Consider the following 13,806-nt stretch of genomic DNA (forward strand, 5'->3'; position numbering starts at 1 on the left):
CCAGAGGGCACCGACAGAAACGGCGTCGAACACGGGTTCGGCGCCCGCATTCACACGGAAGCGTGAATGCAGGCGCCGGTGTCACATCAGCGGAACACTTACTTCTTGTTCTTGCCGGAGTCCTCAGTGGACAGTGCGGCGACGAAAGCCTCTTGCGGGACCTCGACCCGGCCGACGGTCTTCATCCGCTTCTTGCCTTCCTTCTGCTTCTCCAGCAGCTTGCGCTTACGCGAGATGTCACCGCCGTAGCACTTGGCCAGAACGTCCTTGCGGATCGCGCGAATCGTTTCGCGCGCGATGATCCGGGCGCCGATGGCCGCCTGGATGGGGACCTCGAAGTTCTGCCGCGGGATCAGCTCGCGCAGCCGGTTCACCATGCGGTTGCCGTAGTTGTAGGCGTCGTCCTTGTGCACGATCGCGGAGAACGCGTCCACACCCTCGCCCTGCAGCAGGATGTCCACCTTGACCAGGTCCGCCGCCTGCGTGCCGGCCTCTTCGTAGTCCAGCGACGCGTAGCCGCGCGTACGCGACTTCAGCGTGTCGAAGAAGTCGAAGATGATCTCGCCCAGCGGCATGTTGTACCGCAGCTCGACCCGGTCCTCGGACAGGTAGTCCATGCCGAGCAGCTGACCGCGCTTGTTCTGGCACAGCTCCATGATCGTGCCGATGAACTCCGACGGCGCCAGGACGCTGACCTTGCTGACCGGCTCCAGCACCTTGTCGATCTTGCTGCCGGTCGGCCAGTCCGACGGGTTGGTGACGTGGATTTCCTTGCCGTCGTCCAGCACCACGTCGTAGACGACGTTCGGTGCCGTGGAGATCAGGTCGAGGCCGAACTCGCGCTCGAGCCGGTCACGCGTGATCTCCAGGTGCAGCAGGCCGAGGAAACCGCAGCGGAAGCCGAAGCCCAGCGCCACCGACGTCTCCGGCTCGTAGTCGAGCGCGGCGTCGTTCAGCTGGAGCTTGTCGAGGGCCTCGCGCAGCTCGGGGTAGTCCGAACCGTCCACCGGATACAGTCCGGAGTAGACCATCGGCTTCGGCTCGCGGTACCCGGCCAGCGCGTCCTTGGCGCCGTGGCGTTCGGACGTCACGGTGTCGCCGACCTTGGACTGGCGGACGTCCTTCACGCCGGTGATCAGGTAGCCGACCTCGCCGACGCCGAGTCCTTTGCTGGGCTTGGGTTCCGGCGAGATGATGCCGACTTCCAGCAGCTCGTGGGTGGCGCCGGTGGACATCATCTTGATGCGCTCGCGCGGGGTGATCTTGCCGTCGACCACCCGGATGTAGGTGACGACGCCGCGGTAGGTGTCGTACACCGAGTCGAAGATCATCGCGCGGGCCGGCGCGTCCGCGTCGCCCTGGGGCGCCGGGACCATCTTCACGACCTCGTCGAGCAGCGCGCCGACGCCGATGCCGGTCTTGGCCGAGACCCGCAGCACGTCGTCGGGCTCGCAGCCGATGATGTGGGCCAGCTCACCCGCGTACTTGTCGGGGTCGGCCGAGGGCAGGTCGATCTTGTTGAGCACCGGGATGATCTGGAGGTTGTTCTCGAGCGCGAGGTAGAGGTTGGCCAGGGTCTGGGCCTCGATCCCCTGCGCGGCGTCGACCAGCAGGACCGCGCCTTCGCACGCCTCCAGCGCCCGGGAGACCTCGTAGGTGAAGTCGACGTGGCCCGGGGTGTCGATCATGTGCAGGACGTGGTCCTGCCCGTCGACCTGCCAGGGCAGCCGGACGTTCTGGGCCTTGATCGTGATCCCGCGCTCGCGCTCGATGTCCATCCGGTCGAGGTACTGCGCGCGCATGGCCCGCTCTTCCACGACGCCGGTGAGCTGCAGCATGCGGTCGGCCAGGGTGGACTTGCCGTGGTCGATGTGCGCGATGATGCAGAAGTTCCGGATGAGCTCCGGAGGCGTGAAGGTCGTGTCGGCGAACGTCGTCACTCGAATGAGTCCTCGGAAAGTCGGGGATGGCCACCTCTATGCTCCCATGGCGCTCCGGGTGCGAGTGGGGGTCATCCCCGATGCGAGCCCACGTGATCCGTGGTGCCCTCGAAGTATGAGCACATCGCACCAGCCCGCACCACCTCCCCAGCCTGATCCGGACGGCCTCGCCCGGGTTCTCGACCGTGTCTTCGGTCACCCTTCGGGCCTGCTCGGCCGCCTCGGCGGCCGGCTCATGGCCCGGGGCAACTCCGCCACCGAACACCGCGTAGTCGACCTGGCGAAGCTCGAGCCGGACGAGACCGTCCTGGTCGTCGGCCCCGGCCCCGGCGTCGGCCTCCACGCCGCCGCACGGCTGGCCGGGCGCACGATCGGCGTCGACCCCTCCCCCGCGATGCTGGCCCTGTGCCACGAGCGCTGCGGTGACCAGGTCGAGCTCCGGGAGGGGTCGGCGGCGCACACCGGCGAGCCCGGCGAGTCCGTCGACGTCGTCCTCACCGTGAACAACGTCATGCTCTGGGACGACCGCGCGGCCGGCTTCGCCGAGCTGTTCCGCGTCCTGCGCCCGGGTGGCCGGCTGCTGCTGTCCGCGCACGAGAAGTGGCTGCCCGTGAGCAGGCACGTGCTGGCCGACGAAGCCGCCGAAGCGGGCTTCGCCGACCTGCAGACGTGGACCTGGGAACCGCCCGGCTTCACCGCGCTCGCCGCGCAGCTGCGGGCCGTCAAGCCCGCCTAGCGGGTGTCCGTGCGGATCGGGTGTCCTTCCGGCACCTCGACCAGCACGATGCGCGTGCCGTCCGGATCGGCGATCCAAGCCTCGTCCAGGCCCCAGGGCTCGCGCTGGGCGTCCCGCACCGGCGTCAGGCCCTTCGCCTTCAGCTCGGCCAGCTCGCCGGCCAGGTCGCGGACCTGCACCCAGAGCACCAGATCGGGCGACGCGCCCGCCTCGCCCGAGCCGGACACCTCCAGGGAGCCGTGCCCCAGGAAGAACACGGTGCCACCGGGGAACTCACGCTCCACGGCCAGGCCGAGGGTGTCGCGGTAGAACGCGGTCGACGCCTCGGCGTCGCGCGGGCGGATCAGCAGCCTGCTCTTCAGGACTTCCATCCGACCATCCCTACCGGAGGTCCTCAGGCCGCCGCAATCGCGACGATGCCGGACAGCACGATCACGGACCCGGCGAGCCGCCGCACGGCGTCGCGCTCGCCCAGCACCAGCCACGCGGCGAGACCGCCCAGCACGATGCTCAGCTCCCGGGCGGGCGCCACCAGGCTGACCGGCGCCATCGTCAGGGCGAACAGCACGAGGATGTAGGCGACGGGCGACAGCAGCCCGACGATCAGCACCTCGCGCCGCTGCTCGCGCCAGAGCCGCGTCACCTCGGACCGGCCCGCCCGCGCGCTCGGCAGGAGCATGGCGCTCTGGATCAGTGTGCCGAGGCCGAGGTACACGATCGGCGGCATGCCGATGCCGGTCACCGAGTGCGCGTCCCAGAGCGTGTAGCCGGCGATGACGGCCCCGGTCAAGACGCCGTAGAAGATCCCGGCGCGCCGGGCCTTGGCGGCGGCCGGGTCGGCCGCGGCGGCGCCCCGGCGGCCGGTGCTGATCACGAGCACCCCGGTGATCACCAGGAACGCGCCGAGCAGCCCGAGCCAGCCGGGCCGTTCGCCGAGGACGAGGACGGCGGCCAGCACCGACAGCAGCGGCCCGGTGCCCCGCGCGACGGGGTAGACGACGGAGAGGTCGCCGACGCGGTAGCCGCGCTGCAGGACGATGCCGTAGGCGACGTGCAGCACCGACGTGCCCGCCGCGGCCAGCAGCCAGCTCCACTGTGGACGTTGCGGCTCGACGGCCACCAGCACGACCGTCACCGGCAGCAGGGCGACGGCGGAAACCGTGTAGTAGAGCCAGACGAACTGGGTGCCGCCGGAGCGGACCCGCTTGGCGGCGAGGTTCCACGCGGCGTGCACGACGGCCGCGACGACGACGAAGGACAGTGCGGTGGTGTTCACAGGGACCCCTTACGGGTTTCGCGCGCGCGAAACCGGGTCCTCCAGGCTTTTGCCCCGTCAGATGAACGGCGGGACTTCCGGACCCGCCGACGGTGCCGCTCGGACCAGACCCACCGGATCCTGGTTGTCCTGCTGGCTGGGGCGGACCGGTGACGGAACCCTAGGCACTACCGCCGTCCACCGTACTCCCGGTGATCCACGCCCGGCCGGACGCGCTCGCGGCGGGCCGGGGCCGGGCTGTTAAAGTTGCTGCTCGTTGCCGTGCGGCATTCCGTCATGGAGGAAACCCGCTTCAGCGGGGCCACACCAGCGCGGCGGCGAATCTCACCGAGTGAAAGCAGGAGCGCCTCATGGCCAACATCAAGTCGCAGATCAAGCGCATCACCACGAACGAGAAGGCGCGTCAGCGCAACCAGGCGATCCGGTCCTCGGTGAAGACCGCGATCCGCAAGGTCCGCGAAGCCGCTGACTCCGGTGACAAGGCCAAGGCCGTCGAGCTGCAGCGCGACGCCGCCCAGAAGCTGGACAAGGCCGTCTCGAAGGGCGTCATCCACGCCAACCAGGCCGCCAACAAGAAGTCGGCGCTCGCGAAGCGCGTCAACTCGCTCTGAGCGAGCTGATCTCTGGAGAAGCCCCGGCCCCGGCCGGGGCTTTCTTCATGTTCAGCGGTCGCCCTTGGCCGCCGCCACCTGCAGGACCGCGCGTTCCAGCGCGTAACCCGGGTCCGCCGCGACGCCCTTGACCTCGGCGTTCAGCCGGGCGACCACCCGCATCGCCGTGGCGAGGCCGTCCTGGTTCCAGCCGCGGGACTGGCCCTGGGCCTTGCGGACCTTCCACGGCGGCATGCCCAGCTCCCCGGCCAGCTGGTTCGGGTTGCCGCGGCCCGCGCCGGAGACGCGGGCGATCGTGCGGACCGCGTCGGCCAGCGCGTCGGCGACCAGGACGTACGGGACGCCGAGCTGCATCGCCCAGCGCAGCGACTCCAGGGCGGCCGCGCGGTCACCGCTCACGGCCTTCTCCGCCACCGCGAACCCGGTCACGTCGGCGCGGCCGCGGTGGTAGCGGTGGACCGCGTCCGCGTCGACCACCCCGCCGGCGTCCGCGACGAGCTGCATCGCGGCCGAGGAGAGTTCCCGCAGGTCGGAGCCCACGGCGTCGATGAGCGCCGCGACCCCGGCCGGGTCGATCTTGCCGCCCGCCCGGCGCACCTCGTGGCGCACGAACTGCTCCCGCTCGGCGGGCTTGGTCAGCTTCGGGCACTCCGTCACCTCGGCGCCGGCCTTCTTCAGCACCGCCGGGAGCGTCTTGCCCGCCTTGCTGCGCCCGCCGCCGGTGTGCACGACGACGAGCACGATCCCGGCCGCCGGGTCCTTCAGGTACGACGTCACGGCGTCGGCCAGCTCCTGCGAGATGTCCTGCGCCGACTCGAGGACGATCACCCGGCCTTCGCTGAACAGCGACGGGCTGACGAGTTCGGCCAGCTCGGGAGCTGTGAGATCGGACACCCGGGCCCGCGTCAGCTCGGCCGTCGCGTCGATCGCGCGGGACGCGGCCAGCGTCTCGCGGACGGCCCGCTCGATCAGCAGTTCTTCCTCACCCAGGACCAGGTGGAGCGGGGCCGGGGCGGTGGCTTGCGCGGTCACCCGGGAATCTTCTCACTTGCTGCTTCGTGCGCCCGCTCCGGTGATGTCGAGCGGCCACCATGGCACGGCCCGAGTGCCATGTCGTACGGTGTCCTGGAGGCGGCGCGCTTTCTCGCGCGCTCCGACAACTGAATACCGCTCATCCAGAGGGGCAGAGGGAACGGCCCGACGAAGCCCCGGCAACCGGCGTACAGCCTGTCATCCCGCGATCGCGGGATAGCTGACGACCACGGTGCCAATTCCGGCCCGCTTCGGCGGGGCAGATGAGGAAGGAACCTCGCGATGACCGCAACCCTCGGCACGACCTCCACCACCAAGACCCCGGATCTCGGACCGGCCGTCGAACTGGTGTCGAAGGAAGAGGGCCACCGGCAGCCGCTCGCCCCCGAGTTCGTCTCCGCCGAAGACTTCTCGCCGCTCGAGGTCGCCTACGACTTCGGCCGCGTCCGCCGCGAAGACATCGAGGCCGGCCCCAAGAACATCTGGCGCTACAAGAAGCTCCTCCCGGTCCCGTCCAACATCGAAGAGATCCCGAACACCGAGCCCGGCTCGACGCGGCTGATCCGCGCCGACCGCCTGGCCAAGGAGCTCGGCCTCAAGCGCCTGTGGGTCAAGGACGACACCGGCAACCCGACGCACTCCTTCAAGGACCGCGTGGTCGCCGTGGCGCTGGCCGCGGCCCGCGAGTTCGGCTTCGAGGTGCTCGCCTGTCCCTCGACCGGCAACCTGGCCAACGCCGTCGCCGCCGCGGCGGCGCGCGCGGGCTGGAAGTCGGTCGTGCTGATCCCCAAGTCCCTCGAGCGCGCCAAGATCCTCACCACCGCGGTGTACGACGGCGACCTGATCGCCGTCGACGGCAACTACGACGACGTCAACCGGCTCGCCACCGAACTGGCCGGTGAGCACCCGAGCTGGGCCTTCGTGAACGTCAACGTCCGCCCGTACTACTCCGAGGGTTCGAAGACACTCGCCTTCGAGGTCGCCGAGCAGCTCGGCTGGCGGATCCCGCCGCAGATCGTCGTGCCGATCGCCTCCGGTTCACAGCTCACCAAGGTGGACAAGGGTTTCCGCGAGCTGGGCCAGCTCGGCCTCGTGGACGCCAGCCCGTACAAGGTGTTCGGCGCCCAGGCCACCGGCTGCTCGCCGGTCTCGGCCGCGTTCCGCGCCGGCCAGGACGTCGTCCAGCCGGTGAAGCCGGACACCATCGCCCGCTCGCTGGCGATCGGCAACCCGGCCGACGGCCCGTACGTGCTCGACATCGTCAACCGCACCGGCGGCTCGATCGAGGACGTCACCGACGAAGAGGTCGTCGAAGGCATCCGGCTGCTGGCCCGCACCGAGGGCATCTTCACCGAGACGGCCGGCGGGGTCACCGTCGCCACGGCGAAGAAGCTGATCGAGACGGGCAAGCTGGACCCGGACGCCGAGACGGTCCTCCTCATCACCGGCGACGGCCTCAAGACCCTCGACGCCATCGAGAACCACGTCGGCCCCAAGGCGACCGTGCCGGCTTCGGCCGCGGCCGTGAACAAGGCCCTCGGCTACTGACGTCTCCCCGCCGGGGCGAGCCACGCCCGCCCCGGCGGGAACGCGTTGCCGGGCAACGGAAGTCAGCGGTGGGGCGGGCCGCGTGGCTCGCCCCGGCGGGCTATCGCCGGGCCTGACGGGTCCGGGACCACAGCGGTGTCGCCGTCGACGTCGGTCCGGGTCACCAAGGCGCCCAACGCCGTCAGAGTGTCCACTGTGGACTTGCTCGGGTGGCCGTAGGTGTTGCCCGCGCCGACGCTGATGAGCGCCGCGCGCGGCGCCACCGCGGCGAGGAAGGCCGGCAGCGAGTACCGCGAGCCGTGGTGGGGCACCTTGAGCACCTCCGCTTTCAGGTCTCCGACATCGGCCAGCAGGTCCGACTGGGCCGCCAGTTCGACGTCACCCGTCATCAGCACGCGACCGGCGGCCGTTTCCGCCCGCAGGACGACCGAGCTGTTGTTGATCGTCGTGCCGTCCTGCTGACCGGCCGAGCGCGACGGCACGTACCGCGGCCCGAGCACGTCGAGCGCCAGCCCGGGCAGGTCGACCCGCTCGCCCGGGCTCAGCTCCACCAGCGGCACGCCGCGGCGGGACGCCTCCGCGGCGACCTGCCGCCACGCCCACTCCGGCGTCCGCCCCGGTCCGACGGCGATCCCGCCGACCGACCGGCCGTCGAAGACCGACGCGAGCCCGCCGATGTGGTCGGCGTGCAGGTGGCTCAGCACCAGCAACGGGATCCGGTCGACCGACAGCCGGTGCAGGCACTCGTCGACCGGCCCCGGCTCGGGCCCGGTGTCCACCACCACGGCCCGCCCCGGCTCGGCCGTCGCCAGCACGACCGCGTCACCCTGGCCGACGTCGCACTCGACCATCGCCCAGTTCCGCGGCGGCCACGCGGGCGCGAGCACCCGCACCGGCACGAACACCAGCAACGCGCCGACGATCAGCACCGCCAGGAGCAGCCGGACCCGCCGGTACCGCACGGCGAACACGAGCACCGCGAGGACGGCCGCCGCGAGCAGCGCGCCCGCCCAGCCGCCGGGCCAGGGAACGACCGCGCCCGGGGCTCGCGCGCCGTGCCGCGCCACGAAGATCAGCCACTCGGCCTCCGGGCCGGCCAGGTGCACCAGGAACGTGCCGGCGCCCGGCCACCACGGCCCGACGACCGTCGCCAGCACCCCGAGCACCGTCGCCGGGGCGACGACGGGCGCGGCGAGGACGTTGGTCACCACCGACACCAGGCTCACCGTGCCCGCCATCCCGGCCAGCACCGGCGCCGTCACCACGAAGGCGGCGAGCGGGATCGCCAGCCCTTCGGCGAAGCCCGGCGGGACGCCGCGGCGGACCAGCACCCCCGCCCAGCGCGGAGCCAGCAGGACGAGACCGGCGGTGGCGAAGACCGACAACGCGAACCCGAAGTCCGTGGCCATCGCCGGATCCGCCACGACCAGCACGCAGACCGCGAAGGCCAGCGCGGGCAGCGCCGAGCCCCGCCGTCCCAGTGCCAGGGCCAGCAACGCGACCGCCGCCATGACCCCGGCGCGCAACACGCTCGGCTCCGGACCGACCAGGACCAGGAACCCGGCCAGGCACAGGCCCGCCGCGACGGCCGACAACCGCGGGCCCAGCCGAAGCACTCGCAGCAGGAGCAGGACCGCGCCGCACGCCACGGCGAGGTTTCCCCCGCTCACCGCTGTCAGGTGCGCGAGCCCCGCCGTGACGAACTCCTGCTCGATCCGAGGGGACAACCCGCTCGTGTCGCCCAGGACCAGGCCCGGCAACAGTCCCGCGGGTTCTTCCGGCAGGGTCTGGCTCAGGTCGTGCAGGCCGGACCGCAGTCCGGCCGCGGCCTTCTGCCACCACGGCGCCGGGCCCGGATCACCCGGCGGGCCACGCACGGACAGCACCGCCACGGTCAGGTCCGCGCCACGCGGTGGCATCAGCAGGCCCGCCACCCGGACTTCCTGCCCCGGCAGCACGCCCGCCCAGTCCGCGACCGGCGCGAGCAGCAGGACCCGCCCGGACGAGACGACCGACTGTCCGTCGACAGACGCCGCGCGCACGTCGGCGGACAGGACCACGGACCGGGCGCCCGCCTGCCGATCGGCGTACCCCGCGCTCCGCACCGGCTTCGGCCGTTCCGCGACGACCACCGTGAGCGTCGCGGGCAGTCCCTGGGCCGCGGCCGCACGCAGGCCGTCTTGCTCGGCGTCGTGGATCCGCCAGGCGATCGGACCGGCGGCGACCAGGCCGAGCACCAGCAGCGCCGCCGCCGCGCCGAACACCCGGGACCGGCCACGTGCCCGCCAGAGCAGCACCCCGGCGAGCACGGCCGCGGCGAGACCGACGGCGACCGCCGTCCACCAGCCGAGCAGCAGCCCGGCCAGGGCGGCGAGCCAGCACGCGAGCGCCGCCGGGACCAGCCGCATGTCCTGCCGGGTGTCGGTCGCGGGAATCGTGTTCATCCGACCGTCACCTGCTCGCGGAGCTTCTCGAACTTGCTTTGGCCGATGCCGTCGACGTCGCGCAGTTGCTCGACTTTCGTGAAGCCGCCGTGCTCCGCGCGCCACTGGACGATCCGCTTGGCCGTCACTTCGCCGACACCGGGCAGGGTGTCCAGCTGGTCCGGGCTCGCCGCGTTGAGGTCGACCTTCCCGCCGCCACCTTCGGGGGCACCGGGCGGTGCCATGGGCGCCGGGATCCCGACCGCGAGCTGCTCGCCGTCGGTCACCTTGCGGGCGAGGTTCACGGCGCTGAGGTCCGCGCCGGGGTCGGTTCCCCCGGCGGCGCGCAGCACGTCGGCGACGCGGGATCCCTGGGGGACGGTGACCAGGCCGGGCGACCGGACACGGCCGATCACGCTGACGACGAGACCGGCCTTCGGTGCGGCCGGAGCTTCGGCCGCGGGTTTCGCGCTGGGCAGCGGAGGCGGTGGCTCGGGCGCCGGACGGCCGCCCAGCAGCGCGACCGAGCCGAGGACGAGCACCATGACGGCCACGAAGACACCGGCGAACGCCCAGCGGCGCCGGCCCGCGCCGGTCGCTCCGCCCGGCAGCCAGCGCCGGACCAACCGGCCGCCGGGCCCGACCGTGCTCGCGTCGGGCGAGAGCTGGTCGGCCAGCCAGGCGAGCCGGTCGTTGACGGGGAGGCCCGGATCCCGGGCGGGCTGCTCGAACACACGATCGACGTTAGGGGCCGCGGGGAGGCGGGCGACAGGGGTGGCGCCGCGTCCTGTGGACAACTGGGGTGTTGTGGACGGATGCCGCCGGCCGGGCCCGGGAACGGCGGTTTTCGTCATACCCGGATGAGATGCTGGAGGGTCAGGCGTCCGGCCGGGCCGGCACCGTGCGCTGCACGACCACGCCCAGCACGCCGGGCCCGGTGTGCGCGCCGATCACCGCGCCCAGCTCCGAGACGACGCAGCCCGCCGACCGCGGCACGGCTTCTTCCAGCCGGTTCGCCAGCTCGACCGCCCGGTCCGGCGACGCGAGGTGGTGGACGGCGAGCTCGACGTCGTCGTCGTCCGCCGCGCGGGCCGCCAGTTCGACCAGCCGCGCGATCGCCCGGTTCATGGTCCGGACCTTCTCCAGCGGCAGGATCCGGCCGTCGGACATGTGCAGCACCGGCTTCACCGCCAGCGCCGTGCCGAGCAGCGCCGCCGCCGGGCCGATCCGGCCGCCGCGGCGCAGGTACTCCAGGGTTTCCACGACGAACAACGTCGAGGAGCACTTGGCCGCGGTCATCGCCGCCGCCTCGACCGCCTTCGGATCCGCGCCGGCCGCGGCGGCGTCCGCGGCGTGCAGCGCGGCGAACCCGAGGCCCATCGCGGTCGTGCGCGAGTCGACCACGCGCACCCGGTCCGGCCCGACCTCCTGGGCCGCCAGCACCGCCGCTTCCCAGGTGCCCGACAGCTCGCGGGAAAGGTGGATGGAGACGATCGCGTCCGCGCCGTCGGCGAGCGCCGCCCGGAACTCCTTGGCGAACTCGGCCGGGGTCGGCCGCGACGTCGTGACGATCTTGCGCTGGCTCATCGCCTCGGCGACCGCCGCCGGGCCGGTTTCCACGCCGTCGAGCGACACCACGCCGTCGACCAGGACGTGCAGCGGCACCACCCGGACCTCGTGCCGTTCGGCGAACCCCTCCGGCAGGTGGGCGGTGGAATCCGTGACTACGGCGACCGACACGCCGTCAGCCTACGTGGCCGGGGGCCGCCACCGGGGCCAGCAACACGGACATCGCCTCGCCCACGGCGGCGTGCCCGGCCCAGCCCCAGTGCATGCCGTCCGGGTTGCCCGCGCCGCTCAGGACGTGCTCGCCGACGACCTCTTTCAGGTCCAGCAACGGGACGCCGGCGCGCTCGCCCCAGGCCCTCATCGCGGCCTCGGCGCCCGGCCGCGCGGTGTGCACCCCGCCGTAGGCCGCGGCCCGGTGCACCGACGGCAGCATCCCGAAGATCGGCAGCTCGGGACGCAGGACGCGCAACGCTTCCACGGCGGTGTCGAGGTACTGCACGGTCAGCTTCACCGGCAGCACCCGCGGACGGCCGCGGAACGCGATCGACAACCGCGGCTGCGCGGCGAGATAAGCCTTGCGCGCCACCCGTCGCACCGGATCGGGCCGCAGGTACTTCAGCCCGCCGCGCAGGTAGGTCGGCAACGGCGAGGGCAGCGTGTCCATGCTCCCGATCGCCAGCACGACGGCGTCGACGTGGTGCAGATCGGCCCAGACGCGCGGATCGCCGGTGAGCGACCACCAGACGTCGCGGGCGGTCCAGCCGATCCCGGCGACCAGGTCGGCGGTGCCGCCGAGGGCCGCCGCCGCGATGTTCGGCCACAGCCGCGGTTCGTCCGCGGCGCAGGGCCCCTCGGGGCCGTGAAAGCTCAGCGAATCGCCGAACACCAACAGGTGTGGGGCCATCGGCTAGCCGGTCATCCCCGCGTTGTAGGCGTGCAGCCGCCACTTGCCGTCGCGCAGGCCGAGCTCGACCCAGTGGCAGTTGGCGATCCCGCCGAGGGACGGCCAGATCTCGACCGGCAGCTTCAGCAGTCCCGCCGTGAGGGCGATGATCAGCCCGCCGTGGGCGGCCAGCAGCACGGTGTCGCCGACGTCGGAGTTGGCCTGCTGCAGATCGGACACGACCTCGCCGGCGCGCTCGGCGACGTCGAGGCGGTTCTCGCCGCCCGGCGGGGCCCAGGTGGCGTCGGTGCGCCAGCGGGCGCGTTCACCGGGGTACTCGGCGTCGACCTCGGCGCCGGTCTTCCCCTGCCACTCGCCCAGGTGCGTCTCGCGCAGCCGCTTGTCGATGCGCAGCGGGACGCCGATGGCGTCGGTGAGCACGGTCGCCGTGTCGGTCGCGCGACGCAGGTCGGACGCGATCACGAGGTCCGGGGAGAACCGGGCCAGCGCGGGGACGGCGAAGCGAGCCTGGTTCCAGCCGACCGGGGTCAGCGCCGAGTCCAGGTGACCCTGCATCCGCCCGGCGGCGTTGTAGTCCGTCTCGCCGTGACGCCAGAGCACCAGCCGCCGCGGGCTCACCGGGCGTCCGCGTCCTCATCGGCGGGCGGCTCCTCGAGACCGGCCACCTCGATCCGCGGGCAGTCCTTCCACAGCCGTTCGAGGCCGTAGAAGCTGCGCTCCTCGACGTGCTGGACGTGCACGACGACGTCGACGTAGTCGAGCAGGACCCAGCGGCCCTCGCGGGCGCCTTCGCGGCGGACCGGCTTGTGCCCGGCCACTCGCAGCTGCTCCTCGACGTTGTCGACGATCGCGCCGACCAGGCGCTCGTTGGGCGCGGAGGCGATGACGAAGGCGTCGGTGATGACGAGCTGCTCGGACACGTCCAGCACGACGACGTCGCTGGCCTTCTTGTCCGCCGCCGCGTGTGCGGCCGCTACGGCCAGCTCTCGTGCCTCGGACGTGGCTGTCACGGTGCTCCTTTTCCGGATCGGGTTCGCCCGAGAAGAGTACCCGCCGCGACCAGCGGTGCTTCAGTCGCTCTTCCGGTAGAGATCCTTCTTGGTGATGTAGCGGACGACGCCGTCGGGAACGAGGTACCAGAGCGGCTCCCCGCGCTCGACGCGGTCGCGGCAGCCGGTCGACGAAATCGCCATCGCGGTGACCTCGACGAGACTCACCTTCCCGCTGGGCAGGTGGTGCGAGTTGAGCCGGTAGCCGGGCCGCGTGACGCCGATGAAGTGCGCGAAGTCGAACAGCTCGTCGGCCTTGTGCCAGGTGAGGATCTGCTCGAGCGCGTCGGCGCCGGTGATGAAGTAGAGCTGGTCGTCGGGGTACTCGGCGTGGAGGTCGCGCAGGGTGTCGACGGTGTAGGTCTGGCCGGCGCGGTCGATGTCCACGCGGCTGACCGAGAAGACCGGGTTGGACGCGGTCGCGATGACCGTCATCAGGTAGCGGTCCTCGGCCTTGGTGACCTTGCGGTCGGTCTTCTGCCAGGGCTGCCCGGTGGGCACGAAGATCACTTCGTCGAGCCCGAACCGGGACTGGACCTCGCTCGCCGCGACGAGGTGGCCGTGGTGCACGGGGTCGAAAGTGCCGCCCATGACCCCGATCCGCCGTGGTGACATGGGACCCGAGCCTATACACCGGACCCGTGGGCCGTCCGGTCCAGCAGCACACCTCGCCCGACCGTGCAGGAAGTGTGATTCAGCTCACATTACGGCCGGTATT

The 13,806-nt window shown here is 72.0% G+C and carries 14 protein-coding genes and 1 riboswitch; of the genes, 3 read left to right on the top strand and 11 right to left on the bottom strand.

The window, feature by feature from the left end:
• Positions 1-98 precede the first annotated feature (98 nt).
• Positions 99-1,940: a translation elongation factor 4 gene (lepA, locus tag OG439_RS25180; protein ID WP_326943319.1), complete on the bottom strand. Its 1,842-nt coding sequence runs from the start codon at positions 1,938-1,940 to the stop codon at positions 99-101.
• A 115-nt stretch (positions 1,941-2,055) separates the two neighbouring features.
• Here lepA and OG439_RS25185 point away from each other — a divergent pair, with 115 nt between their 5' ends.
• Complete coding sequence (locus OG439_RS25185) at positions 2,056-2,676, top strand: class I SAM-dependent methyltransferase (protein ID WP_326943320.1); 621 nt, start codon at positions 2,056-2,058, stop codon at positions 2,674-2,676.
• Here the strand turns inward: OG439_RS25185 and OG439_RS25190 are convergent.
• The gene (locus tag OG439_RS25190) at positions 2,673-3,047 is read right to left on the bottom strand and encodes a VOC family protein (RefSeq protein WP_326943321.1); all 375 of its coding nucleotides are present in this window, start codon (positions 3,045-3,047) and stop codon (positions 2,673-2,675) included. The genes OG439_RS25185 and OG439_RS25190 overlap by 4 nt on opposite strands.
• A 23-nt stretch (positions 3,048-3,070) precedes the next feature.
• Entirely contained in the window at positions 3,071-3,952 is an 882-nt protein-coding gene (locus tag OG439_RS25195) for a DMT family transporter (protein WP_326943322.1), read from the bottom strand.
• 350 nt (positions 3,953-4,302) lie between these two features.
• Here OG439_RS25195 and rpsT point away from each other — a divergent pair, with 350 nt between their 5' ends.
• Positions 4,303-4,563: a 30S ribosomal protein S20 gene (rpsT, locus tag OG439_RS25200; RefSeq protein WP_247055174.1), complete on the top strand. Its 261-nt coding sequence runs from the start codon at positions 4,303-4,305 to the stop codon at positions 4,561-4,563.
• 51 nt (positions 4,564-4,614) lie between these two features.
• Here rpsT and holA read toward each other — a convergent pair whose 3' ends face one another.
• The gene (gene holA / locus OG439_RS25205; RefSeq protein WP_247055175.1) at positions 4,615-5,595 is read right to left on the bottom strand and encodes a DNA polymerase III subunit delta; all 981 of its coding nucleotides are present in this window, start codon (positions 5,593-5,595) and stop codon (positions 4,615-4,617) included.
• A gap of 136 nt (positions 5,596-5,731) precedes the next feature.
• A riboswitch (SAM riboswitch) is annotated at positions 5,732-5,865 on the top strand.
• A 12-nt stretch (positions 5,866-5,877) separates the two neighbouring features.
• Between holA and thrC the strand changes: the two genes are divergently transcribed.
• Complete coding sequence (thrC, locus tag OG439_RS25210; RefSeq protein WP_247055177.1) at positions 5,878-7,143, top strand: threonine synthase; 1,266 nt, start codon at positions 5,878-5,880, stop codon at positions 7,141-7,143.
• A gap of 62 nt (positions 7,144-7,205) precedes the next feature.
• On the opposite strand, the gene OG439_RS25215 is transcribed toward thrC, so the two are convergent.
• The 7 genes from OG439_RS25215 to nadD form a co-directional block, all read right to left on the bottom strand.
• Positions 7,206-9,587: a ComEC/Rec2 family competence protein gene (locus OG439_RS25215; RefSeq protein WP_326943323.1), complete on the bottom strand. Its 2,382-nt coding sequence runs from the start codon at positions 9,585-9,587 to the stop codon at positions 7,206-7,208.
• Positions 9,584-10,300 carry a ComEA family DNA-binding protein gene (locus OG439_RS25220; protein WP_326943324.1) on the bottom strand — a complete coding sequence of 239 codons (717 nt, stop codon included), beginning with the start codon at positions 10,298-10,300 and terminating at the stop codon, positions 9,584-9,586. The genes OG439_RS25215 and OG439_RS25220 overlap by 4 nt, the downstream gene beginning before the upstream one ends.
• Before the next feature lie 142 nt (positions 10,301-10,442).
• Positions 10,443-11,306 (bottom strand): DegV family protein, encoded by an 864-nt coding sequence (locus OG439_RS25225; protein ID WP_247055183.1) that lies wholly within the window; start codon positions 11,304-11,306, stop codon positions 10,443-10,445.
• A 4-nt stretch (positions 11,307-11,310) separates the two neighbouring features.
• On the bottom strand, positions 11,311-12,039 hold the full coding sequence (octT, locus tag OG439_RS25230) for a diglucosylglycerate octanoyltransferase (RefSeq protein ID WP_326943325.1): 729 nt from the start codon (positions 12,037-12,039) through the stop codon (positions 11,311-11,313).
• A gap of 3 nt (positions 12,040-12,042) precedes the next feature.
• Positions 12,043-12,657 (bottom strand): histidine phosphatase family protein, encoded by a 615-nt coding sequence (locus tag OG439_RS25235; protein ID WP_247055188.1) that lies wholly within the window; start codon positions 12,655-12,657, stop codon positions 12,043-12,045.
• The gene (gene rsfS, locus OG439_RS25240) at positions 12,654-13,049 is read right to left on the bottom strand and encodes a ribosome silencing factor (RefSeq protein ID WP_247055190.1); all 396 of its coding nucleotides are present in this window, start codon (positions 13,047-13,049) and stop codon (positions 12,654-12,656) included. Before rsfS ends, OG439_RS25235 begins: the two co-directional genes overlap by 4 nt.
• A gap of 60 nt (positions 13,050-13,109) precedes the next feature.
• Positions 13,110-13,679 carry a nicotinate-nucleotide adenylyltransferase gene (gene nadD / locus OG439_RS25245; RefSeq protein WP_442792347.1) on the bottom strand — a complete coding sequence of 190 codons (570 nt, stop codon included), beginning with the start codon at positions 13,677-13,679 and terminating at the stop codon, positions 13,110-13,112.
• Positions 13,680-13,806 lie beyond the last annotated feature (127 nt).

It is taken from the genome of Amycolatopsis sp. NBC_01307, assembly GCF_035975215.1.
Taxonomy (GTDB): domain Bacteria; phylum Actinomycetota; class Actinomycetes; order Mycobacteriales; family Pseudonocardiaceae; genus Amycolatopsis.

Excerpts from the sequence above, each read along its gene's own strand:
- OG439_RS25185 (WP_326943320.1), top strand. The coding sequence starts at position 2,056 with ATGAGCACATCGCACCAGCCCGCACCACCTCCCCAGCCTGATCCGGAC.
- OG439_RS25190 (WP_326943321.1), bottom strand. The coding sequence starts at position 3,047 with ATGGAAGTCCTGAAGAGCAGGCTGCTGATCCGCCCGCGCGACGCCGAG.
- rpsT (WP_247055174.1), top strand. The coding sequence starts at position 4,303 with ATGGCCAACATCAAGTCGCAGATCAAGCGCATCACCACGAACGAGAAG.
- thrC (WP_247055177.1), top strand. The coding sequence starts at position 5,878 with ATGACCGCAACCCTCGGCACGACCTCCACCACCAAGACCCCGGATCTC.
- OG439_RS25215 (WP_326943323.1), bottom strand. The coding sequence starts at position 9,587 with ATGAACACGATTCCCGCGACCGACACCCGGCAGGACATGCGGCTGGTC.
- octT (WP_326943325.1), bottom strand. The coding sequence starts at position 12,039 with ATGGCCCCACACCTGTTGGTGTTCGGCGATTCGCTGAGCTTTCACGGC.
- nadD (WP_442792347.1), bottom strand. The coding sequence starts at position 13,679 with ATGGGCGGCACTTTCGACCCCGTGCACCACGGCCACCTCGTCGCGGCG.